Raw genomic sequence first — 21079 nt, 5'->3', positions numbered from 1 at the left:
ATGATCTTGAAAACGCCTGTCCAGGCGACCGCCGGCGGTGCCTGGACAGGGGCAGTGCTTGCAAAATTACTTGGTGTGCTTCTCGATCATCGAGATGGCATCCTTGTAAAGCGTGGTGCCATCAAGGCCCTTGCCATCCATCTCGGCCACCCAGTTTTTCGTCACCTTGTCGCCCAGCGCCTTCCAGCGATTGGTCTCGGCCTCGTCCAGCACATAGGTGGTGTTGCCGGCCTTGTCGGCCAGTTCCTTGCCGCGCACATCGCCTGCATCCATCGCAGCGCCGAACTTGGCGGCAAGGGCGGCACCGGAATTGTCGTCGATCACCTTCTTCAGGTCTGCCGGCAGCGCCTCATAGCTGTCCTTGTTCATGGCAAAGATGAAGGCGCCCGTATAAAGGCCGGTCTTGCTGGCAAAGGCCGTGTGGTTGGGCGCAAGTTCGGCGATCTTGATCGAGGGCGTCACTTCCCACGGAACCACGGTGCCATCGATGACGCTCTTCGACAGCGATTCCGGAACCGTCGTTACCGGCATGCCGATGGCAGACGCCCCCATGGCTTCCAGCATCTGGTTGACCACCTTGGAGGTGCCGCGCAGCTTCAAACCCTTCATGTCGGCGAGAGACTTGATCGGCTTTGCGGCAATCGTGTGCAGCAGGCCGGGGCCGTGCGTGTGGACGGCCAGAACATGGAAATCCTTGAACTCGTCCTTCAGGTGTTTTTCGTAATAATCGTTGAAGGCAAGCGAGGTTGCCTCACCTGTTGTTACCATGAAGGGCAGCTCGAACGCCTCCGATTTCGGGAAGCGGCCGGGTGTATAACCGATCAGCGTCCAGCCCATGTCGACGACGCCGTCCTTGACCTGATCGACGATTTCGCCGGGTTTGCCGCCCAGCTGCATGGCCGGGTAGATCTCCACCTCCATGCGGCCGCCGCTATCCGCCTTGATCTTTTCGGCCCAGGGTGTGAGCACCTTGGAAGGAATGGTTGCCTGCGGCGGCAGGAAATGGTGCAGTTTCAGAACCACCTCGGCGGCAAAGGCCGAAAGCGGCATCAGGGAAAGGGCAGCACCGGACAGGCCGGCCAAAAGGAACTTGCGCAACATGATCTCCTCCAATCGCGCTGAAATGTCAGGGGAAATCTGGCACGGCCTTGTCCTGCCGGCGGCTTTCGGCACTCGTGGTGAGCGCCGCGCCCTGTTCCGGACCGGACGGACCCCTCCGTGGTCGCATCCTTCCCCCATGCTGGTTATGCTTACAGAAGCAAACGGGCCGCGCAAATAAAAACAATCACGCCATTCATAACTTAACGGATATGCATCGCATTGGTTTGTGCTGGCCTTGCGAGGGAGCAGCCGTCATCCCGCCGGTTTTCAGGATGCCGTGCGTTGCTCGCTGCGCTGCGCGCGCAACGCCTGCGCGAGAAAGGCGCGCGACAGCCCGTGATAGAGCGGTTCCGGCGCAAGGATGCGCGAGGTGACGTAACCGAGCATCGAGGCCGCCATGATCGGGATGACGGCTTCATGGTTGCCGGTCATTTCGATGATGATGACGAAGGCGGTCATCGGCGCCTGCACGACGCCGGCGAAATATCCGGCCATGCCGAGAATGGCCCCAAGCGCGATATTGCCGCCGATGAGGCCCGCGATCGTTCCGCCAAGGCTGACGCCGACGGTGAGCGACGGCGCAAAGATGCCGCCTGGAATGCCAGAGGCCATGGAGAGGAAGGTGGAGGCGAATTTTTCGAGAAACAGGAAATGACCGGGCGCCTCGCCGTTCAGGATGGCGCGGGACTGTTCATAACCGGTGCCGAATGTTTCACCGCCGGAGATAATGCCGATGACGGCAACCGCCAGACCACAAATAGCAGCCAGCATCACGGTTTTCTTGAGCGGCGCCGGCTGCACGTAACGGCGCACGCGGCGTGCTACCGAGAGCGCCCCGGCGCTGAAGCAGGCGCCAAGCCCGCCGCCGGCAAGCCCGCAGGCAAGCACCAGCAGCCAGTCGCGCATGCCGGATGCGGCAACCGAGGTCTCGCCAAAATAGGTATAGCTGCCGACAAGCCCGAGCGCTGCAAGTCCGGACAGAATGACGGCGGCGAGCACCAGCCCGTTGGCGCGGGATTCGAAACTGCGGCTCATTTCCTCGATGGCAAAAACGATGCCGGCAAGCGGCGTGTTGAAGGCAGCGGCAATGCCGGCCGCCGAGCCCGCGAGAATAAGCCCCTTGGCCTGCGCCATGCCGCCGATGCGCCCGCTGGCCAGCATGATGGCCGCCCCCACCTGCACGGTCGGTCCCTCGCGCCCGATGGAGGCGCCGCAGAAGAGGCCGACAAGGGTGAGCAGGATTTTTCCGACGGCCAGTTTCAGCGATAGCAATGCCCCGCGTGCCGCCTCATGGCTCAGGTGCCGGGCCGCAATCGCCTGCGGAATGCCGCTGCCTTGTGCATTGGGAAACCACGACAGCGCCATCCATGCACTCAGCGCAAAACCCGCCGGCGTCAGAAGCAGCGGCAGCAGGAAGGTATAAGGCCCCGCCGACGTCAGCGCCTTGAACAGATGCTGCGCCTGATCAGCCGCCATGGCAAAACCGACGCTCACCACCCCGATCGCCACCGCCCCGATCCAGAACACGACCCGCGGCTTCCACACCCGCCAAGACCCGCGCATGACCCGCGACCGACGAAACATTTTGGACTTGCGATAGGAGAGGGGCATGGCAGGCTCGGGGAATTTTTCAGGTAAGGCAGACCCCTTTAACCCCTCCGAGGCATGGGGATGCAAGCCTTTAGCGCAGCAAGGCGGAATATAGGGCGGATTTTAAGGGGAAAGGCGAGTTGAAAGGATCGGCTAGGGCGCTGTCACTGCATCGGACGCTTGGTGATGGGAGGTTCGGCCCCGTTGCCACATTCTATGAATCGATGGAAGGTTGGTCGGAACATTTAGGGAACGAAATGGCGGCGGAACCATGCCCTTTTCTGAGCAGCAGTTCGTGGAGCATGTCCGGAAAAATCCCGTCAACCGTCGGCTTCTGGAGAGCCTCCCCAGCCTGGAACTGCCGCAGGGCACCCTTGCCGCCGGCTGCCTGGCTCAGACGGTCTGGAACCTGAAGGTCGGGAACAAACCGGATTGGGCCATCAAGGACTATGACATTTTCTATTTCGACGCCGGCGACCTGTCGTGGGAAGCGGAAGACGCGGTCATACAAAAGGCAAGGGATACGCTTGGCGATCTCGCAGACAAAGTCGAGATCAGAAATCAGGCGCGTGTTCACCTCTGGTACGCGCAGAAATTCGGTTCTGCCTGCCCGCCATTGACACGCGTGGAAGGCGGGATTGACCGTTTTCTCATCACCTGCACGCAGGTCGGGATCAATCTGGAGAATGGTGCCGTTTATGCCCCTCACGGGTTCAACGACCTCTGGAACGGCATTCTGCGCATCAATCCCCATAATCCGCTGAAGGATTTGTTCGTCAGCAAATGTGCGGATTACAGAACCCGCTGGCCCTGGCTTTCTGTTGCAATATGATCCGTCGTCAACACGTTCGGACGTCGCGGTGATATCGTTATAAAGCAGCGATTTTTAAACGAAGATGATGTTTGTCGAGAGCGCTTCAGAAGGGGGCACAGTAGGCGCCAGCCGCCCCCTCATCCGCCTGCCGGCACCTTCTCCCCGGGGGGAGAAGGGATGTTGCCGCAGCGGAGGCGGCTCTCTCATCCTCTCGTCCTTGACGTGCGCTTGTAAAATGCGTATTTTACAAAAAAGAGATGGATGGGGTCATGGCGCAGGCTTTGAAAGTTTCGGCCACAGAATTTGCCCGCAAGTTCACCACGTTCAGGGAGCAGGTGCAGACGGCGGGCGTGATCGAGGTCACGGCGCACAATCGCACCATCGGCGCCTTCTTGTCTGCGGCTGAACTCGAGCACTATCAGGACATGAAGAAACGCGAACGCGAGGTCATCCGCGCAAGCGAGATCGATGACGACACCATGGCGCTGATCATGGGTGCCGAATACGGCAAAGCATCCGAGTGAATTATCCGGTCCCTGTTCCCGGCCTTGTCATCCGCTACAACTACCTTTGGGATCAGGAAAAAGCCGAGGGGCGCACTGTCGGGCGCAAGGACAGGCCCTGCGCCATCATTCTCTATCATTCAAAAAGCCAGGACACGATCGTCGTCCCCATCACCCATTCGCCTCCCGAGCCCGGCGAGGAGGAGCTTTCCGTCGAGGTTCCTGCGGAACTCCGGGGCCAGCTTGGTCTGGATGACGAGATTAACTGGGTGCGCGTGAGTGAGGTGAACCGGTTCGTGTGGCCCGGCATTCATCTGCGCGCGTTGCCGTCTGACCCGAACCGCTTCGATTACGGCATGATCCCTGAAGACTTCTACGAGAAGATCAAGGCCCGGCTTCATCAGGCCATGATGAAGGGGCGCATTCCCTCGACACGACGCTGAACCAGGTAACACTGATGACGAGCGGCTGCCGGTCTCGGGGCAGGGAGTGAGACCGGCAGCACGTCTCCCGTCAGACGATCAGCCCCTTCATCGGCTGAACGGCTTGCGAGCCGGGGAAAACGACGTCGGCGAGGTGGCCGGCGCTGGCGCCCAGGAGATCGACCGCCATGCCCTTCACCACCGCGCGGATATCGGTGGTGGCGGCGAGATCGCGGGCTTCGAAGAGCTGGCTGTCCTTCAAGCCCGGCCAGTCGGTGATGACGCGGCCGCCGGCCACCGCCCCGCCGGCCAGAAACGCCGTCGTGCCGGTGCCGTGGTCGGTGCCTTCAGTGCCGTTGATACGGGCGGTGCGTCCGAATTCGGTGGCGACCACAATGGCGGTATCCTTCCACACCGGCCCCAGTTCCTCGCGGAAGGCGGCGAGCGAATTATCGAGGCCGGACAGGAGCTTGGCCAGCCGCTCGGTCTCCTGCGCATGGGTGTCCCAGCCTTCGAAGGCAAGCGCTGCCACACGCGGGCCATCCGGTTGCGCCAGAAGCCTTGCGGCACCGCGGGCCATCTGTTCCATGCCGTTCGGATCACCCGGACCGCCGCGCGCCTTCACATCCAGCCCAGAAGCGATCTTGCCGGTCTCGATGCCTTCCTTCAGCAGTTCCGACAAAAGCGGATCGGTCTTGCCGTAGAGATCGACGAGACGGGGGGCAAGATCGCCGTCGGCTGCCTTCAGCACCGAAGGCGCCCAGCCGAGCACCGGCGCCTTGCCGCGGATGACCAGCGGCGCATTGGCGCCAATCGACAGGCCGCGCACCCGCTCGGAGGCGCCGGGCGCGATCTTTTCGCCGGCCGGCAGGCCTTCCAGCAGGCGGTTCAGCCAGCCGGTTTCCACATGGCCGGGGGTCGAATAGCCGGATTCCAGCACGTCCTGCCCGTCAAAATGCGAGCGCTCGCGATAGGCGGTGGCGCTGGCATGGACGACGGCTGCCTCCTTCGCCTGAAACATTTTCTGGAATTTTGGCATAGAAGGGTGAAGCCCGAAAAAGCCGTCGAGCGGCAGCGCCGGGTTGTCGCCATCCAGCCGCAGCGCGATCTGCTGGCGAAGGCTTGCATAATTGGGATCGCCGATCGGGGGCACGGCCGTCAGCCCATCCAGCGCGCCGCGCAGGATGATGGTGACGAAACGCGGATCGCGCCCGCCCGCCGCATGGGCAAAACGCGGCATGAAGGCCCAGGCAAACAGCGCGCCTGATGTGCCGAGGACGGCGCGGCGGGTGGGGTTCAAGTTTTCGCACAGCATGATCAGGCCCTCTGGAATTCGGGGGAAAGGAAGGCGATGGACAGACCTTGCGGGCGCGTTTCGGCCCTTGAGATCGCCTGCAGCGTGTCATCGGAGAGGAGCGGCCCGAACCGGTCGCCGGCAAAGGCGCGCGGATCGACAGCACCCGGCACCTGACCGGCAAACAGGCTTGCCGCATCGATGCGGGTGGCAAGGCCTTCGGATGAGGCCCAGGCGTCGCTGACATCGGAAAAACCGTTCGGCCCCGACGGGTTCCACAAGGGTTGGCCGAGCGCATTCAGCACGGAAATCACCTGCTGCGGTTTGGGCTTGATGCCGGTGGTGCGCAGCACGGCCGTCACATATTGCAGCGGCGTTCGGATTTTTGTGAGCTGCGGGTTCCATGCCTCCTCGGCATCGACCAGCGCCATATAGACCGCCGAGAGATCGCCGTCGGTCTTGGTATAGGCGGCGGCAAGCTTTGCCACGAGCGCCGGTGGCGGCTGATCGGCGACGAAATGGCGGACCAGCTTGGTGGCGAGATGGCGGGCGGTGGCGGGGTGGCGGGCAAGATCGCGCAGCGCCGAGCGCCCCTGTTCCTCGCCGCCTTCCGCGTAGGTTATGCCCATCACCGCATGGTCGCCCGGTTCATGCGCGTATGTATTAAAGACGAACGTGCCCTGCGGCCCCGGCTTTTTCTCATCGCGAAACACCGTCCAGCCGGTGATGATGCGGGCAAGCGAGGTCACATCAGCCTGGCTATAACCGCTGCCGACGCCGAGCGTGTGCAGTTCCATGATTTCGCGGGCGAGGTTTTCGTTGAGGCCACGCTTGCCGTTTTTGTTGGCGGGCGAATTGGGGCCGATGGACTGGCGGTTATCGAGAAAGACCAGCATGGCCGGATGGGTTTCCACCGCCACCAGCATGTCCTCGAAACGGCCAAACACATGCGGGCGGATGGCCTCGCGCTCGAAACAGCCAGCAAGGATATGCACCTCGCCGCCCTTGGACGTGGCAATCGAGAAGTGATTGGCCCAGAACTGCGCCAGCCGCTCGCCAAAGCCGATCAGCGGCTGGTGAATGGTGCCGTTGAAGCGGGCGTCCGCTTCGGCGAGCAGGATCTGCTGCGGCAGATAGGGACGTTTTGAGGCGCTGTCGGCCTGTTGTGCGGCGGGTTTTGTCGCGCCGCCATCCGGCATTTTCTGGCCCGCAGCATTGCCCGCGCCCATTCCGCCCGAGCCCATCTCCGCGCCGCCCATTCCATTGCCGCCGCCTTGCATGCCGGCAGCTGCCGGTTTGGCCGGGGCAGAGGGTGGGGTCGATCCGGCGCCTGCCATGGCAGCTCCGGCTGTTGCCATGGCGGCATCGCCGGGCTTTGCGGAAACCGGTGTCGGCTGCGGGCGTTCGCGCTCGGCCTTCACCTGCTCGTTATACTCGTAGAGCGAGATCAGCAGGTCCGCGTGGGAACGCAGGTCCGCGCCGACAGGGGTCGGCACCGCCTGTTCGACGATTTCCTGCCGCAGCAGATCACGCGGGTCTGCCTTGATGGCGTTTATGCTGCCCTCTTGCGCGCCGAGCCCGAAACGCCAGAGGGCAAGCGCTGCATCGATATCCCTGGGATTGGCCATGATGGAACCGAACTCCGTTGCGTTATCCCTCCTTCAACGAGGGCAGCGGCAACAATCCGTCGGTTTTCAAATGTGATCATTTCGTGGCGGGGCGCGGGGCCTCGCGCTGCACCAGTCCGTCAGCCAGACGGCGGCGCTCATCGAGCGAAAGATTTTGGGCAAATTCCACCGCGCGCTTTTCGGTGGCGGCACGCACGGCCATTTCCGCATCGCGCGCCCGCTCCAGCGCATCCGAAAGCGCCTGTGCATCCAGAACCGGCTTGCCCATCAGGGCTGCCGCCTCGACACGGGCCTGGCGCGCCTCCTGCACGGTGAGGCGCACCTCGCGCCTGGCATCCGACAGCGCCTTCTGGAAATCGGCCCGCACGTTACCCGGCAATTGCTCGCCGGCAAGCGGCATGCGCGACGGCGGGGCGGCACTGCGGCCGGAGAGATAGACGGCACCGGCGCCAGCGAGCGCGCAAAGAAGAAAGGTATTGGCCAGCAGAAGGCCGACTGTCAGCCGGCGAAAACTCGTCTCGTTCATTGCATCGTTCCGATCGTCACGTCATTGTCGCCGGATACCGTGCCGAAGGCGGTATCGGCATTGCCGGCCATTCCAATGGATATCCCGCCTGACATTCCACCATCACCAAACGGCATCGGCTGGCCGGGCATGATGACGGAAACGGCAATCGCCCCCGTCAATCCGCCAGCAAGGCCAAGGCCGACAAGACCTGCCCCCATCCACCAAGCCCGCAGCCGTTTTTGCAAGGTTGCGCGCCGGCCGGCTGCGGCAAATGCTGCCTGTGGCAGCACACGGGCCACCAGTGCTGGCGAAGGAGACGGCGCCTGATAGCGCGACAGCAGCGCGTCCAGCCCGGCGGCGTTTTCCAGATAGGCCGCCCCTTCCGGAGTGCTGGCAAACTGCGCGGCGGCGGCCCTTTTATCCTGCGGCCAGCGGCGTTCTTCGGCGCCATAGGCATCAACAAGGGCGTAAATATCCTGTGGGGTCATAGGGGGCGGGATCATGGGGGGCGCCTCATTCGTCATCGTCTTCTCCCTTCAGGATGGCCTGCAACGCGCGCCGTCCCCGCGACAGCAGGCTTTCCAGCGCATCGACGCTCACCTGCATCACCTCGGCCGCCTCGATATTCGACATCTCCTGGTAATAGACCAGGATGATCGCCTCGCGCTGGCGCGGCGCAATGGTTTGCAGCGCGCGCTCCACCCGCCGGCTTTCCGCTTCCCGGCCCGCAACGCCGTCATCCGGCAAAGGCGCGTCATCGGCCTGCTCGGGTGGTTCAGCCACCAGCACGTCGCGGCGCTTGCGCAGCGCATCGTAACAGAGGTTCAGCGCCACCCGGTGCGCCCAGGTGTCAAACCGCGCGCGCCCCTGCCGCCAGGTTCCCGCCTGTTTCCAGATGCGCAAAAAGGTTTCCTGCGCCACATCTTCGGCTTCGGCCGCATCGCCCAGCATGCGGGTTGCCAGCGCCAGCATCCGCGGCAGCTTTTTTGTCACCATCGCTCGCATCGCCGCCGCATCGCCAGCCGCCACGGCCTTGACAAGATCTGCATCGGGATCGGCGGTCATCGGGTGCCGGTTGTTACTGCCATGGTTGTTGAACGTGCCGTTGGGGGAAATCCGTCGCTTGTCTGTTCTTGATCGGACATTTTTTATGTCGTGTCGATCAGCTCTTTCAAGGCTTCCATCCGCTTTGCGGTTTCCGGAACGCCAGCCTTGCGCAGATCCTCGATATAGTGCTCGAAGGAGATGGCGGGAGCTTTGTAATGTTGGAAGTCCTGACCCGCATATTCGATGAACAGCGTCTGCGACATATCGAAGAGATCCATCAGGAAATCGTCGGGATGACAAATCTCGATGCCGAGCGGCTCCACCACGTCCTTTGGAAAGTCACGGACATTAAATGTGACAATCCTGTCGGCCCGCGTTTTCACTGCGGCAGCAAGAACGTGGCGGTCATCCGGGTCCGGCAGGTCGAAGCTACTCTCCAGCATTTCGTAATCTGTAACGAGACAGTTCAGCACCGAGCGATCCATCATGGTTCGGGTTGGTTCGAGTTTGTCTATCGGAATATTTCGTTTCGCAGAAACATTCCGCATCCATTCCTCGTGAACCCGATCGGTCCAGCGTGCCCGAAACATTTTCGATTGAGCTAAAAAAAGAACGAGGCTTCTCAGTCTCGCTCCGAAAAATACATTGGCGTCAATGAAAACAGTGAAGGGCGACTTCACTCCAGCCCCAGCTCTCTCGCTTCTTTTGCCATCTCGGCCAGCGCCTTCATCCTGTCCGCCTGGGATGCCTGCTCGAACGCGACGAGATCGGCAAATTTTATCCGGCGGTGCCTGTTCACCATTCGCGCCGGCAGCTTGCCCTCATCAATCAGCTTGACGACAAACGGACGCGAGACGTTGAGGAAATCCGCCGCCTGCTGTGTCGACAGTTCTGTCTGATGCGGGACGAGGGAAATGGGGTGTCCGTCTGCCATGGCTGCGAGCACCGTGACCATCAGGTCCACAGCCCGCGCGGGCAGGGGCACAGCGATCCTGGAGCCGTCGATGTGGATCGTGATGTCCTGCTGCGATTCAGCAACAGGCCGCAGCCTTTCTGCTGCCTTGCGCGCAATCGCGGCTTCCGTTTCCGTAACGGGTTCGCTGCCCGCTTCCAGACGTGCCAGCATGATGTGATCCTCTCAAAGCGTTCGTCACATCGTCAATGTAATCAATCGGGCAGGTAAACGCAATAAACGAAACAATCGCAATAAACGAAAATGGATGCCTACCGGTCACTCACCTGCCAGCGCGGGTTGATCCACGGCTCCTGATTGCTGCGGGGCAGCGGATCGCGGCCGAGGATGTGGTCGGCGGCTTTTTCGCCGGTCATGATTGAGGGGCCGTTGAGGTTGCCATAGGTGACGTGCGGGAAAATGGATGAATCGGCGACGCGCAGGTTCTCCACACCGATTACCCGGCACTGCGGATCGACCACCGCCATCGGATCATCGAAACGGCCCATTCTCACCGTGCCGCAGGGGTGGTAGGCGCCTTCCAGATGCTCGGCCAGAAACGCGTCGATCTCTTCGTCGGTCTCGACATTCGGCCCCGGTGCCATTTCCGCTTCGCGGTAGGGATCAAACGCCTTCTGGGCAAAAATCTCGCGGGTCACGCGCACGGCATGGCGGAATTTTACCCAGTCTTCGGGGTCGCTCATGTAGTTGAAGCGCAGCACCGGCGCGTCCTTCACATCCGGCGAGCGAAGCGTCACCGAGCCGCGCGATTTCGACATGTTGTAGCCGACATGGGCCTGGAAACCATGGCCTTCGGCGGACGACTTGCCGTCATAGGACACGGCAATCGGCAGAAAATGATACTGAATATCGGGCCATTTGACGCCGGCGGCCGAGCGGATGAAGGCGGCGGCCTCGAACTGGTTGGATGTGCCAAGCCCGGTCTTGAAGAACAGCCATTCGGCCCCGACCACACCCTTCCAGAACCAGTTGTTCTTGGCATGCAGGGTGATCGGCAGCTTTGACTTGAACTGGTGGTAATATTCGAGATGGTCCTGCAGGTTTTGCCCGACGCCCGGCCGATCCGCCACCACGGAAATCCCCATCTCCTTCAGATGCGCTGCAGGTCCGATGCCTGAAATCATCAGGATCTTTGGCGAGTTGAAGGCGGATGCCGCGACGATCACCTCTCGGTTGGCCCTGATGACCTCGATCTTGCCGCCGATCTCTACCTCGACACCGACTGCGCGGCGGCCTTCCATCACCACCTTGCGGGCAAAACAGCGGATCAGCCGGCAGTTCTCCCGTTTCAGCGCCGGCTTCAGATAGGCATTGGCGGTGGACCAGCGACGGCCGGCAAAACTCGTCTGCTCCATCAGGCCAAAACCTTCCTGGTGGCTGCCGTTATAATCCTCGGTCACCGGAAATCCGGCCTGACGCCCAGCTTCGATGAAAGCGCTGTAGAGCGGATTTTTGGCCGCACCCCGGCGCACATGCATCGGCCCATCCGTGCCGCGCCAGCCGTCTTCCCCACCATGGGCATGTTCCATGCGCTTGAAATAGGGCAGCACATCCGCATAGGCCCAGCCCTGGGCGCCCATCTCCTCCCAGCGATTGAAATCTTCCGCATGGCCGCGCACATAGACCATGCCATTGATCGAGGAGGAGCCGCCGACGACTTTTCCGCGCGGGGCAATCATGCGCCGGTTGTTGAGATGCGGCTCAGGCTCCGACAGGTAACCCCAGTTATAGCGGTCCATGTTCATCGGATAGGCGAGCGCTGCCGGCATCTGCACGAAGGGCCCGATATCGGAGCCGCCGAATTCCAGCACGATGACCGTGTGCTTCCCGTCCTCCGACAGCCGGTAAGCCATGGCAGCCCCTGCGGAGCCGGAACCGATGATGACGAAATCTGCCTGCTGGGTCATGTTGGGGTTCCGGTGTTTTAGTGAAACGAGTGACAGGCGTATCGCGATGCGCTATAGTTGGGCGCAGCGGTATCGCTCTGGGCGACGGTGGCGGAATGAAGGAAGTCGTGGTCAGTCGAGAAGCGGCACGCAGCCTCAATCGAATGCAGCCGAAGCGGCAAGCGGCCATCTATGCAAAACTTCTGGCCTATGCGCGCGGCGAGCGGGTCGACATCAAGAAGATGAAAGACAGCCGCTACTATCGCATTCGTGTTGGCGATGACCGCGTGATTATTGACGAGCAGGGGCGGGTGATCTTCGTCATCGAGGCAGGGCCGCGCGGCGGAATTTACAAGGATTAGATTGATATGGGTGAGATCCAGAAACTGACCATTGACGGCAAGTCCTATGTTCTGCTGAGCGAGGAAGACTACGAGGATCTGGTCGATGGTCTTCACGCCGAGGCCATCATGGCCCGCATTGCCGCAGGCGAAGAAACCTGGCCGCTCGAGCTGGTCATGGAACTGTCCGAAACCGATAGCCGCATCCGCACCTACCGCACCTACCGAAAACTCTCCGTCTCCGAACTGGCCGAGGCAGCCGGCATCTCGCAGCCGTATCTGTCGGAAATCGAGAGTGGCAAGAAGACCGGTTCGGTGGATGTGCTGAAGCGCATTGCTGCTGCGCTGAAGGTCGATCTGGATGATATTGTGATGTGACGGGGGTACAAGGCTGGCCTGCGGCCGTGTCCGCCGCACCGCCCCCTCACCCGGCCTCCGCTGCGCTCGGCCACCCTCTCCCCGAGGGGAGAGGGGCATCAGCGAGTGCCGCGGCACCTTTCCCCTTCTCCCCAGCGGGGAGAAGGTGCCCGAAGGGCGGATGAGGGGGGCGTCGCTGCACGTGGTCAGCAGGCTGTAGCCTATTGCGCGCCGGGTGGCGCCTTGGCGGGCACGCGCCGTCAGCCGGACGCTGCTCTCCCCTTGCGGGGAAAACGCCCGGCAGGACAGAGGGGGACGAGCGTGCGCTAAGGCCAACTGCATCTCAATACGGCGCCTCGCAGGGTCCCATGCCGACATAGACCGTCTTCAGCTCCGAATAGTGCTCCAGCGCTGCGGCCGAATTCTCGCGGCCGAAGCCGGATTGTTTGGAGCCGCCGAAGGGGATTTCCACCGGGCAGAGATTGTAGGTGTTGATCCACAGCGTGCCCGCTTCCAGCTGGTCCACCACGCGGTGGGCGCGGGTGAAGTCCTTTGTGAAGACGCCGGCGGAAAGGCCGAATTCGGTGGCGTTGGCGCGGGCGATGGCTTCCTCTTCGCTCTCGAAATCCAGAACGCACATCACGGGCCCAAAGATTTCCTCGCGGGCGATGGTCATGTCGTCGGTCACATCGGCAAACACGGTGGGCTGGATGTAAAAACCTTCGCCGGAGACGGTGTTGGGAATGCCGCCGCCGCAGATCAGCGTGGCACCTTCCGCCTTGCCTTTCTCGATATAGGAGAGAACCTTTTCGCGCTGGGCAAAGGAGACGAGCGGCCCCATCTGGGTGGCTTCATCCTGCGGATCGCCGATCACGATGGCTTCGGTGCGCTCCTTCAGCCGCGCCAGAAATTTTTCGCGGAGACCCTTTTGCACGAAGACGCGGGTGCCGTTGGAGCAGACCTGGCCGGAGGAGTAAAAATTGCCGAGCATGGCGCCGGAAATGGCGCTTTCGAGATCCGCATCGTTGAAGACGAGGATCGGCGACTTGCCGCCAAGTTCCATCGTCACATGCTTCAACTGGGCTGCTGCCGCACCCGCCACCTTGCGCCCCGTCGGCACGGAGCCGGTGAGCGAAACCTTGGCGACGTCCTTGTGGCTGACGAGCAGAGGCCCCGTATCGCGGTCACCCTGGATGACGTTGAAGACACCCTTCGGCAGGCCGGCCTCGATGAGGATTTCGGCAATCTTCAGTGCGCCGAGCGGCGTGACTTCCGAGGGCTTGAACACCATGGCATTGCCGGCGGCAAGCGCTGGTGCCGCCTTCCAGCAGGCGATCTGCTGCGGATAATTCCAGGCGCCGATGCCGACGACCACGCCGAGCGGTACACGTTTCGTATAGGCCCAGTCGCCGCCGAGCGGGATCTGTTGGCCGTTCAGCGCCGTTGCGATGATGCCGCCGAAAAATTCAAGACTGTCGGCACCGGAGGAGGGGTCGGCGACGATGGTTTCCTGGATCGGCTTGCCCGTATCGAGTGTTTCCAGCTCGGACAGTTCGCGGTTGCGCTCGCGGATCAGGTCGGCGGCCTTTTTCAGCACGCGGCCGCGCTGGGCGGGGCTGAAACCGGCCCATTCCTTTTGCGCCCGCTTGGCGGAGGCGACGGCCTGTTCCACGATGGCAGGCGTTGCCGCATGAAGGCGTGCGATCACTTCGCCGGTTGCGGGGTAGATGCTTTCGATGACAGTACCGGCGGTATCCTCGACATAAACCCCGTCGATGAAGTGGGAGGCGTGCGGTTGGGCTTTCATGTCCTGTCTCCAGACGGTGAACGGGTGTTTCGTGTATCAAGCTGGCCGCTCACATAATCCTCCACCAGTGTGACGGAGGTATCGATGGAGAGCGTGGCGGTGCGCAGGCTGCGGCGAATGTAGAGCCCGTCGATGAGGGCGGCGGCCCCTTCGGCGATGCGTTGGGCCTCGGCCCGGCCGCAGAGCGGCGTCAGGCCCGAGAGCAGGTTGGAGTGCAGACGGCGGGCATAAAGCACCAGCAGATGGCGCACTTCTTCGGAGCGCTGCGCCTCGGAATAAAAGGCCAGCCAGGCGGCCACGACCTCAGGGGCGAACTGGTCGGCATCGAAGGACACGCGTATGACCGCTGACACCCGTTCCCGCGGTGTGGCCGCGCGCGCAAGTGCGGCAACCGCATCGGCCTTCAACTGGCGCAAAAGCGTGCGGATGGTGGCGATGAGCAATTGCTGCTTGCTGCCAAAATAATGGTGCGCAAGCGCTGCCGATACGCCGGCCTCGCGGGCGATTTCCGACATCGTCACATCGAGCGAGCCTTGGCTGCCGATGGTGCGCAAGGCCGCCTCCACCAGCGCCTTGCGGCGCACCGGTTCCATTCCAAGCTTGGGCATTTTTGTCTCCTGAAGGCGGCAGTATATTTTTGATTGACTGATCAATCAATAAAAAATCGACAGACTGGCGCAGCAAGGTGAGATTTGAACAGAGGCCACAGGCACCGGGTTATGCGAAGACCGGCCAAGCATTGCGCAACGCGGTGCGGCCGGGGGGCCGCAAACTGTCATGAAACATTCATCTGGCGGCAAGACTTCGTTGACGGGTGGCAAGTGATTGTCTGTCGTATTTTTCATTTGCTTCCGGGCAACGGGGATCGTTTATGTCGAGCGTTGTCACGCTGGAAGACACTGTATTGAGACGTTACGCCAACGATCAGCTTTTGCCGCTCTCCAAGCTGGTGCTGGAAAATGCTTTCCAGCCGATCGTGGAACTGTCGACAGGTCGGGTCTTCGGTTATGAAACCCTGATGCGCGGCCATGAGCGGCTGGGCTTTGACTCTCCGCTCGATCTTCTGGATACGGCCGCCGGGTCCGACCAGTTGCTCGGCCTCGAACAGATGATGGCAAGCCGGGCGCTGGCAAAATTTGCCACTTTGCCGGATTTTGCCCACAATACGCTGTTCATCAACCTGGATGGTCGCCTCATCCGCGAAGGCGAGCAGGTCATCGAAAAGCTGGTCCAGCATCTGCGCAAGGCCGGCATTCCACCATCGTCCATCTGTTTTGAACTGTCGGAACGGTTTGACAATACCAGCGCGCCGGAATTTCCGGCCCTGATCACCACCATGCGCAAATCCGGCTTCAAGCTCGCCATCGACGATTTCGGCGTCGGCCATGCGGAGATGAAGCTGCTGTGCGATTTTCCGGTGGATTATCTGAAGATCGACCGGCATTTCATCAGCGAACTCGATACCAGCCCGCGCAAGCGTCATCTGGTCCGCAACATCGTCAACATCGCCCATGTGCTCGGCGTGCGGGTCATTGCGGAGGGCGTGGAGACGGAGGCGGAATGCCTTGCCTGCCGGGAATTCGGCGTGGATCTCGTGCAGGGCTGGTTCATTGCGCGCCCGACGACGTTTCTCAGCGAATTGCAGCCGTCCTTTCCCCATCTTGTCGATCTCGGGCGCGGGCGTCGCTCCAGCCAGTCGCTCGATGAAATCCTCATCCGCAAGCAGATCGAGATGCTGCCGACGGTTTATGAAAACGAAAGCGTCGACACGGTGTTCGAGCTGTTTCGCGCCAATCCCCGTCAGGCCTTCTTTCCGGTGCTGAATGCCAATGGCGAGCCGCGCGGTATCATCAGCGAATACCATCTGAAGGAATATATCTACCGCCCCTTCGGCCGCGACCTCCTGAAGAACAAGATCTACGAGCGCTCCATCTCGCATTTCGTCGAGGGCGCGCCGATCGTCGGCCTCGATGCCAATGCCGAGCGGCTGATGAACATTTTTGCCAACATGGATGGCAGTGATTGCGTCATCCTCACCGAAAACATGCGTTATGCCGGCATTGTCTCGGCGGCATCGCTGATCAAGGTGATCAACGAGAAACAGTTGAAGGTGGCACAGGACCAGAACCCGCTCACCAGCCTTCCCGGCAACCGCGCCATCCGCGATTTCATGCAGGAAGTGGGCCGCGACGACGACCAGACACGCTTCTTCTGCTACTGCGATTTCGACCACTTCAAGCCGTTCAACGATCATTACGGTTTTCAGATGGGCGATCACGCCATCTCGCTGTTTGCCGCGCTGATGCGGCGTTATTTCTTCTCGGAAGGCGATTTCCTCGGCCATGTCGGCGGCGATGATTTCTTCATCGGCCTGTCGGATTGGACGCGCGAGGACCTGTCGGAAATTCTTGCCCGCCTGCTGTCGGATTTCCATGACGACGTGGTGGAGCTTTATTCCATCGAAGACCGCACTGCGGGCAGCATTCGCGGCCATGATCGCAGCGGCACAGAGCGGGATTTTCCGCTGCTGCGCTGCTCCATCGGCGTGGTGGAACTACCGCAAGGCCTGCTGCTCGATGATGTCGGGCGCATCAGCACGGCGATTGCGCAGGTGAAGGCGCAGGCGAAGGATTGCGACGAGGGCCTGGTGTTTGCCACTTTCGGTGCCGGCTGAGGCTTGCCCCCCGCGTCAGCGCGCCGCCTTTTCAAGCCGCCATCGCTGTCCTACATCAGGGGACCGAACGAAGAGGATTTCCTGATGACACTTCCCGCCACCATGCGTCATGTCGACCTGCCGTCTTTCGGAGCGCCTGAGGTGATGACCTTTGCGACCGGCCCGGTGCCGCATCCGCGCGCCGGCGAAATCCTCGTCAAGGTGGAGGCGGCCGGCGTCAACCGTCCTGATGTCGCGCAGCGCCAGGGCGCCTATCCGCCGCCGAAGGATGCAAGCCCGATCCTCGGCCTGGAAGTCGCCGGCACGGTGGCAGCGCTTGGTGAAGGTGTGACGGATTTTGCGGTGGGTGATCAGGTCTGCGGACTGGCCAATGGCGGCGGTTATGCCGAATATGCCGTCATTCCGGCCGGACAGGCGCTTGCCTTTCCCAAGGGTTATGATGCGGTAAAGGCTGCCGCCGTGCCCGAAACCTTCTTCACCGTCTGGGCAAACCTCTTCCAGATGGCAGGGCTGACCGAGGGCGAAAGCGTGCTGATCCACGGCGGCTCGTCGGGCATCGGCACCACGGCCATCCAGCTTGCCCATGCCTTTGGCGCGACGGTTTACACGACGGCGGGATCTGCCGACAAATGCGCGGCGTGCGAAAAGCTCGGCGCGACAAAAGCCATCAACTACAAGACGGAGGATTTTGTCTCCGTCGTGAAGGAGGCAACCGGCGGGGCGGGGGTCGATGTCATCCTCGACATGATCGGCGCTGCCTATCTGGAAAAGAACTTGGCATCCCTTGCCAAGGACGGCTGCCTGTCGATCATCGCCTTTCTCGGCGGCGCGGTCGCCGAAAAGGTCAATCTGTCGCCGATCATGGTGAAGCGCCTCACAGTCACCGGGTCCACCATGCGCCCGCGCACGGCCGAGGAAAAACGCGCTATCCGTGACGATCTCCTGTCGCATGTCTGGCCGCTTCTGGAAGCGGGAACCGTTGCCCCCGTCATCCACGCGGTCCTGCCCTTCGATGACGTGGTGGAAGCCCACCGCCTGATGGAAAGCAGCAGCCATATCGGCAAGATCGTGCTGAAGCTCGGATAAGGCGGCCGGGCAGGGAACGAGGATCCGGTAACGGCCTTTCGAACTTTGTCATATAACGTGCCTTGCATAAGCGCCTGATCGCGCCTACCTTCTTCTCAACAGCAACGTAACGAAAGGAAGGTGATCCAATGTCGAGTGAGATTTCGGTCTGCAAGTCGGACAATGGAAAGGTTACGGTTTTGACGGGGCAGCCCTCGGCCTGACCAACACTTTCCTCGGGGTCTGGCAGCCTGTCTGTCGTCCCGGTCTGGTGATACAGACCAAACTCATGGAAGGGTCGCGAAAGCGGCCCTTTTCCTTTTTTGCGCTTTCTTTCAGATGCCGATACGCCCGATGGCGGGGATCTTGATGCCGGGGCGGGCAAGATCGAGACCTGCGACAAGACCCAGAAAATGCACTTCGAAGCCGCTTCGAACGCCCGCGGATATGCCGATGAGGCCGCGCAGCGTCAAATGCACATCGCGCCAGTCATCGTCGACATGCAGAAACTCGCCGTCCGGCAGGTAATCACGCCCCACCGCATGCGGCGGCAGCACCGCGCCAAGTTCCGGCACGCTGCGCAGCACGAAGGCCACGAACGTGTTGGAGTTGGGCCCCGGCCAGATCGTGTAGCCGCCGGGTTCGGCGTAAGGATAGGCGGAAATGGCGCTCTCCACCTTCGGGATCAAAGATTCCGCCTCTCTGCCCGTGATTGCCACCACCTGCTGCGGCCGGTTGGAATACCAGAAGGCATCGGCGGCGCGGTGGTTGCGGCGGATCGGGTTGCCCCAGCCCACCTTGTCATAGCGGGTATAGGTTTTTGCGCCCTTGTCCTTCGTCACGATCCAGGCATGGCTTGCAACGGAGCCCTTCAGGCCGCCGGTTGCCGCGGAAAACACGTAGATGGCGGCGTCTTCATCGGCCTCCGGTTTGGGTAAAATGCCCGCCGAGCCCCAGTTTGCCTCGCTCCAGCGGGCAGGGCGGTCCTGCAGCGCCCACCAGCCGGCAGCGGCAAAGGTCGGCAGCAGGTAGATCACCAGAATGGCCAGAGCCAACCGTTTTACAGCCTTCATCTCATGCGTTTCCGTGTCTGTTTGCCGCTGACAACCGTAAGGCTTGGAAACCTGCCGGCATCTGCGGCGCGTGCCTTCAGGCGTGGTCTGTCTCGCACGCGGCCATATCGTTTTGCGCGGCCTGCGTTATCGCGCTATGACCGCAACAAAACAGCAACTTCAGGGCACTCCCATGCAAAATCCCGTTACCGTCGAAGTCACCCGCGGCCATCGCGTCGAAAGCCGTCATCGCGGCATCGCCGTGGTGGTGGATGGCGCCGGCAAAACCCTGTTCTCGCTCGGCGATGTCGATCAGCCGGTGTTTCCGCGCTCCGCCTGCAAGGCCATGCAGGCGCTGCCGCTGATCGAAAGCGGGGCTGCCGATGCCTTTGGCCTCTCGGCGTCGGAACTGGCGCTTTCCTGTTCCTCCCATTCCGGCGAGGAGGCGCATGTGGAAACGGCCGCCGGCATGCTGAAAAAGGCTGGCCATGATCTCTCCGTGCTGGAATGTGGTGCCCATTGGTCCTCCGACCAGCAGACGCTGATCCGTCAGGCCCGCACGCTGGATGCGCCGACGGCGCTGCACAACAATTGCTCGGGCAAACATTCCGGCTTCATCTGCACTTGCGTGCAATCCGGCTTCGATCCGAAGGGTTATGTCGGTTACGATCATCCGCTGCAGGCCGAAATCCGCGCCGTGATGGCGGATCTGACCGGTGCCGCGCTTGGCACCGACAATTGCGGCACGGACGGCTGCTCGATCCCGACCTATGCCGTGCCGCTCAAATGTCTTGCCCACGGCTTTGCAAAAATGCTGACCGGGGAGGGAATTTCCGCTTCGCGCGCCAATGCCTCGCGCCGGCTGATGGACGCCTGCATGGCTGAACCGTTTTATGTCGCCGGCACCAAACGCGCCTGCACGCGGCTGATGGAGGTGGCGCCTGGAAAAATTTTTGCCAAGACCGGCGCCGAGGGCGTTTTCGTGGCAGCCCTTCCGGACCAGGGCGTGGCGATTGCCGTCAAATGCGAGGACGGCACGACACGGGCCGCCGAAGCCATGATCTATGCGCTCATCGCCCGCCAGTTCGAGCCGGGCAGCGAGATCCGCGACACATTGATGGGCATGGCAAACCGTTCGATGAAGAACTGGAACGGCATTCACGTGGGGGATATCCGGGTGACGGACGCGCTGTTTGCGTGAGGGTTTTTGCGGGGGGCGGCTGTTGCGCCGTGCGGCCCCCTCATCCGGCTGCCGCCACCTTCTCCCCGAGGGGAGAAGGGATGTGCCGGACTGTTTTACTTAGAAACACGGTGCTCAAAAGGCATCACGGATGCCGTTCAGGAGGTCGAGAGCGCCGACCATCTTGATGTTTGGCAGAGGCGTAAGCCCCATCCACCTTCTCCCCCGCGGGGAGAAGGTGCCGGCAGGCGGATGAGGGGGCGACTTGCGCCGGGGACTAAAAACTCAGATCGTCTCCCCGATCCTTGCCGTCCCGGTCTGGCCGTTGTCGCGGATCCACTTCAGCGTGGTGGCGCCGGTTTTGTAGAGTTCAAAACACATCGGCGCGCCCTTGTACCAGGTGGTGAACTGCTGGCAGAGACGGTCCCCGCGGATCCACCATTTGCCCGTATCGTTGGGCTTTGCCAGCCGCCCGAGGCCGACGGCCTCGCCGGAGCCATCCACCGTGCCGGAGCGGCGATAGTTGAGCGGAAACTCGCCGCCCAGCGGGGCTGCCAGATAGATGCGCTTGCCAACGATCAGCCGCCGGATGTCATGATCGGAAAAACGCTCGCCTTCGGCACGCGCCGGCAGGGCAAGGGCAGCGAAAAATGCCAGGGCCAGCGCCAGCGCCAGGGGAAGTGCCCCGGCCATGATCCGGTCTCTGGTCATCGCGGTCGTATCGAGCGCCAGCGGGGTGGCATTTGCAGCGGCATGGTGTCGGTCGGGGATCATCCTCTCCTCCTGTGGTCCGTTCATCGTCCGGTTGAAGCCTTTACGCCGCAATGGCGTTGCCGG

General features: G+C 61.9%; 22 protein-coding genes. 8 read left to right on the top strand and 14 right to left on the bottom strand.

All coding sequences use genetic code 11. From position 1 onward, the window contains the following. Positions 1 to 66: 66 nt before the first annotated feature. Positions 67 to 1101 (bottom strand): TRAP transporter substrate-binding protein, encoded by a 1035-nt coding sequence (locus tag AC4CWF_RS13615; RefSeq protein WP_491282185.1) that lies wholly within the window; start codon positions 1099 to 1101, stop codon positions 67 to 69. 267 nt (positions 1102 to 1368) lie between these two features. Beyond that, a complete protein-coding gene (locus AC4CWF_RS13610; RefSeq protein WP_491282183.1) occupies positions 1369 to 2712 on the bottom strand; it encodes a chloride channel protein in 1344 nt (447 codons plus the stop codon). 250 nt (positions 2713 to 2962) lie between these two features. Here AC4CWF_RS13610 and AC4CWF_RS13605 point away from each other — a divergent pair, with 250 nt between their 5' ends. From AC4CWF_RS13605 to AC4CWF_RS13595, 3 genes are all read left to right on the top strand, one after another. After that, the gene (locus tag AC4CWF_RS13605) at positions 2963 to 3523 is read left to right on the top strand and encodes a nucleotidyltransferase family protein (protein ID WP_491282182.1); all 561 of its coding nucleotides are present in this window, start codon (positions 2963 to 2965) and stop codon (positions 3521 to 3523) included. A 251-nt stretch (positions 3524 to 3774) separates the two neighbouring features. After that, a complete protein-coding gene (locus tag AC4CWF_RS13600) occupies positions 3775 to 4029 on the top strand; it encodes a type II toxin-antitoxin system Phd/YefM family antitoxin (protein WP_491282181.1) in 255 nt (84 codons plus the stop codon). Further along, on the top strand, positions 4026 to 4451 hold the full coding sequence (locus tag AC4CWF_RS13595; protein ID WP_491282180.1) for a hypothetical protein: 426 nt from the start codon (positions 4026 to 4028) through the stop codon (positions 4449 to 4451). The genes AC4CWF_RS13600 and AC4CWF_RS13595 overlap by 4 nt, the downstream gene beginning before the upstream one ends. A 70-nt stretch (positions 4452 to 4521) precedes the next feature. On the opposite strand, the gene AC4CWF_RS13590 is transcribed toward AC4CWF_RS13595, so the two are convergent. The 8 genes from AC4CWF_RS13590 to betA form a co-directional block, all read right to left on the bottom strand. Next, positions 4522 to 5745, bottom strand: coding sequence for a DUF1501 domain-containing protein (locus AC4CWF_RS13590; protein ID WP_491282179.1), 1224 nt, complete (start codon positions 5743 to 5745; stop codon positions 4522 to 4524). Between the two features lie 2 nt (positions 5746 to 5747). Next, a complete protein-coding gene (locus AC4CWF_RS13585) occupies positions 5748 to 7352 on the bottom strand; it encodes a DUF1800 domain-containing protein (RefSeq protein WP_491282178.1) in 1605 nt (534 codons plus the stop codon). A gap of 76 nt (positions 7353 to 7428) precedes the next feature. Then, entirely contained in the window at positions 7429 to 7878 is a 450-nt protein-coding gene (locus AC4CWF_RS13580) for a periplasmic heavy metal sensor (protein WP_491282177.1), read from the bottom strand. Continuing rightward, positions 7875 to 8363, bottom strand: coding sequence for a hypothetical protein (locus tag AC4CWF_RS13575; RefSeq protein WP_491282176.1), 489 nt, complete (start codon positions 8361 to 8363; stop codon positions 7875 to 7877). The genes AC4CWF_RS13580 and AC4CWF_RS13575 overlap by 4 nt, the downstream gene beginning before the upstream one ends. A gap of 10 nt (positions 8364 to 8373) precedes the next feature. Next, on the bottom strand, positions 8374 to 8925 hold the full coding sequence (locus AC4CWF_RS13570) for an RNA polymerase sigma factor (RefSeq protein ID WP_491282175.1): 552 nt from the start codon (positions 8923 to 8925) through the stop codon (positions 8374 to 8376). Between the two features lie 83 nt (positions 8926 to 9008). Continuing rightward, positions 9009 to 9587, bottom strand: a complete 579-nt coding sequence (locus tag AC4CWF_RS13565; protein WP_491282174.1) for a VapC50 family PIN domain-containing toxin — start codon at positions 9585 to 9587, stop codon at positions 9009 to 9011. Continuing rightward, positions 9584 to 10033, bottom strand: a complete 450-nt coding sequence (locus tag AC4CWF_RS13560; protein ID WP_491282173.1) for a helix-turn-helix domain-containing protein — start codon at positions 10031 to 10033, stop codon at positions 9584 to 9586. Before AC4CWF_RS13560 ends, AC4CWF_RS13565 begins: the two co-directional genes overlap by 4 nt. A gap of 98 nt (positions 10034 to 10131) precedes the next feature. Further along, positions 10132 to 11787: a choline dehydrogenase gene (betA, locus tag AC4CWF_RS13555; RefSeq protein ID WP_491282172.1), complete on the bottom strand. Its 1656-nt coding sequence runs from the start codon at positions 11785 to 11787 to the stop codon at positions 10132 to 10134. A 95-nt stretch (positions 11788 to 11882) separates the two neighbouring features. Here betA and AC4CWF_RS13550 point away from each other — a divergent pair, with 95 nt between their 5' ends. Continuing rightward, positions 11883 to 12128 (top strand): type II toxin-antitoxin system RelE family toxin, encoded by a 246-nt coding sequence (locus tag AC4CWF_RS13550; protein ID WP_491282171.1) that lies wholly within the window; start codon positions 11883 to 11885, stop codon positions 12126 to 12128. Between the two features lie 6 nt (positions 12129 to 12134). Then, on the top strand, positions 12135 to 12485 hold the full coding sequence (locus tag AC4CWF_RS13545) for a helix-turn-helix domain-containing protein (RefSeq protein ID WP_491282170.1): 351 nt from the start codon (positions 12135 to 12137) through the stop codon (positions 12483 to 12485). Between the two features lie 322 nt (positions 12486 to 12807). Here AC4CWF_RS13545 and betB read toward each other — a convergent pair whose 3' ends face one another. Both betB and betI read right to left on the bottom strand, forming a co-directional pair. Beyond that, positions 12808 to 14271, bottom strand: a complete 1464-nt coding sequence (gene betB / locus AC4CWF_RS13540) for a betaine-aldehyde dehydrogenase (RefSeq protein ID WP_491282169.1) — start codon at positions 14269 to 14271, stop codon at positions 12808 to 12810. After that, on the bottom strand, positions 14268 to 14879 hold the full coding sequence (gene betI / locus AC4CWF_RS13535) for a transcriptional regulator BetI (protein ID WP_491282168.1): 612 nt from the start codon (positions 14877 to 14879) through the stop codon (positions 14268 to 14270). The genes betB and betI overlap by 4 nt, the downstream gene beginning before the upstream one ends. Before the next feature lie 263 nt (positions 14880 to 15142). On the opposite strand from betI, the gene AC4CWF_RS13530 reads away from it, so the two are divergent. Beyond that, positions 15143 to 16945: a bifunctional diguanylate cyclase/phosphodiesterase gene (locus AC4CWF_RS13530; RefSeq protein WP_491282167.1), complete on the top strand. Its 1803-nt coding sequence runs from the start codon at positions 15143 to 15145 to the stop codon at positions 16943 to 16945. Positions 16946 to 17029: 84 nt separating this feature from the next. After that, positions 17030 to 18031, top strand: coding sequence for an NAD(P)H-quinone oxidoreductase (locus AC4CWF_RS13525; RefSeq protein ID WP_491282166.1), 1002 nt, complete (start codon positions 17030 to 17032; stop codon positions 18029 to 18031). Positions 18032 to 18345: 314 nt separating this feature from the next. Here the strand turns inward: AC4CWF_RS13525 and AC4CWF_RS13520 are convergent, their stop codons facing one another. Beyond that, complete coding sequence (locus AC4CWF_RS13520) at positions 18346 to 19083, bottom strand: DUF3750 domain-containing protein (RefSeq protein WP_491282165.1); 738 nt, start codon at positions 19081 to 19083, stop codon at positions 18346 to 18348. 172 nt (positions 19084 to 19255) lie between these two features. On the opposite strand from AC4CWF_RS13520, the gene AC4CWF_RS13515 reads away from it, so the two are divergent. After that, entirely contained in the window at positions 19256 to 20263 is a 1008-nt protein-coding gene (locus AC4CWF_RS13515; RefSeq protein ID WP_491282164.1) for an asparaginase, read from the top strand. A gap of 264 nt (positions 20264 to 20527) precedes the next feature. On the opposite strand, the gene AC4CWF_RS13510 is transcribed toward AC4CWF_RS13515, so the two are convergent. After that, entirely contained in the window at positions 20528 to 21016 is a 489-nt protein-coding gene (locus AC4CWF_RS13510; protein WP_491282163.1) for a hypothetical protein, read from the bottom strand. Between the last annotated feature and the right edge of the window lie 63 nt (positions 21017 to 21079).

The organism is Neorhizobium sp. PAMB6630, assembly GCF_058242775.1.
The sequence above is the reverse complement of the archived record's forward strand: the minus strand, read 5'-3'. Positions and strand labels throughout refer to the sequence as shown.

Bases quoted from the DNA above. Each gene is read 5' to 3' on its own strand.
- AC4CWF_RS13615 (WP_491282185.1), bottom strand. From the start codon at position 1,101: ATGTTGCGCAAGTTCCTTTTGGCCGGCCTGTCCGGTGCTGCCCTTTCC.
- AC4CWF_RS13610 (WP_491282183.1), bottom strand. From the start codon at position 2,712: ATGCCCCTCTCCTATCGCAAGTCCAAAATGTTTCGTCGGTCGCGGGTC.
- AC4CWF_RS13605 (WP_491282182.1), top strand. From the start codon at position 2,963: ATGCCCTTTTCTGAGCAGCAGTTCGTGGAGCATGTCCGGAAAAATCCC.
- AC4CWF_RS13600 (WP_491282181.1), top strand. From the start codon at position 3,775: ATGGCGCAGGCTTTGAAAGTTTCGGCCACAGAATTTGCCCGCAAGTTC.
- AC4CWF_RS13590 (WP_491282179.1), bottom strand. From the start codon at position 5,745: ATGCTGTGCGAAAACTTGAACCCCACCCGCCGCGCCGTCCTCGGCACA.
- AC4CWF_RS13585 (WP_491282178.1), bottom strand. From the start codon at position 7,352: ATGGCCAATCCCAGGGATATCGATGCAGCGCTTGCCCTCTGGCGTTTC.
- AC4CWF_RS13580 (WP_491282177.1), bottom strand. From the start codon at position 7,878: ATGAACGAGACGAGTTTTCGCCGGCTGACAGTCGGCCTTCTGCTGGCC.
- AC4CWF_RS13575 (WP_491282176.1), bottom strand. From the start codon at position 8,363: ATGATCCCGCCCCCTATGACCCCACAGGATATTTACGCCCTTGTTGAT.
- AC4CWF_RS13570 (WP_491282175.1), bottom strand. From the start codon at position 8,925: ATGACCGCCGATCCCGATGCAGATCTTGTCAAGGCCGTGGCGGCTGGC.
- AC4CWF_RS13560 (WP_491282173.1), bottom strand. From the start codon at position 10,033: ATGCTGGCACGTCTGGAAGCGGGCAGCGAACCCGTTACGGAAACGGAA.
- betA (WP_491282172.1), bottom strand. From the start codon at position 11,787: ATGACCCAGCAGGCAGATTTCGTCATCATCGGTTCCGGCTCCGCAGGG.
- AC4CWF_RS13550 (WP_491282171.1), top strand. From the start codon at position 11,883: ATGAAGGAAGTCGTGGTCAGTCGAGAAGCGGCACGCAGCCTCAATCGA.
- AC4CWF_RS13545 (WP_491282170.1), top strand. From the start codon at position 12,135: ATGGGTGAGATCCAGAAACTGACCATTGACGGCAAGTCCTATGTTCTG.
- betB (WP_491282169.1), bottom strand. From the start codon at position 14,271: ATGAAAGCCCAACCGCACGCCTCCCACTTCATCGACGGGGTTTATGTC.
- betI (WP_491282168.1), bottom strand. From the start codon at position 14,879: ATGCCCAAGCTTGGAATGGAACCGGTGCGCCGCAAGGCGCTGGTGGAG.
- AC4CWF_RS13530 (WP_491282167.1), top strand. From the start codon at position 15,143: ATGTCGAGCGTTGTCACGCTGGAAGACACTGTATTGAGACGTTACGCC.
- AC4CWF_RS13525 (WP_491282166.1), top strand. From the start codon at position 17,030: ATGACACTTCCCGCCACCATGCGTCATGTCGACCTGCCGTCTTTCGGA.
- AC4CWF_RS13520 (WP_491282165.1), bottom strand. From the start codon at position 19,083: ATGAAGGCTGTAAAACGGTTGGCTCTGGCCATTCTGGTGATCTACCTG.
- AC4CWF_RS13515 (WP_491282164.1), top strand. From the start codon at position 19,256: ATGCAAAATCCCGTTACCGTCGAAGTCACCCGCGGCCATCGCGTCGAA.
- AC4CWF_RS13510 (WP_491282163.1), bottom strand. From the start codon at position 21,016: ATGATCCCCGACCGACACCATGCCGCTGCAAATGCCACCCCGCTGGCG.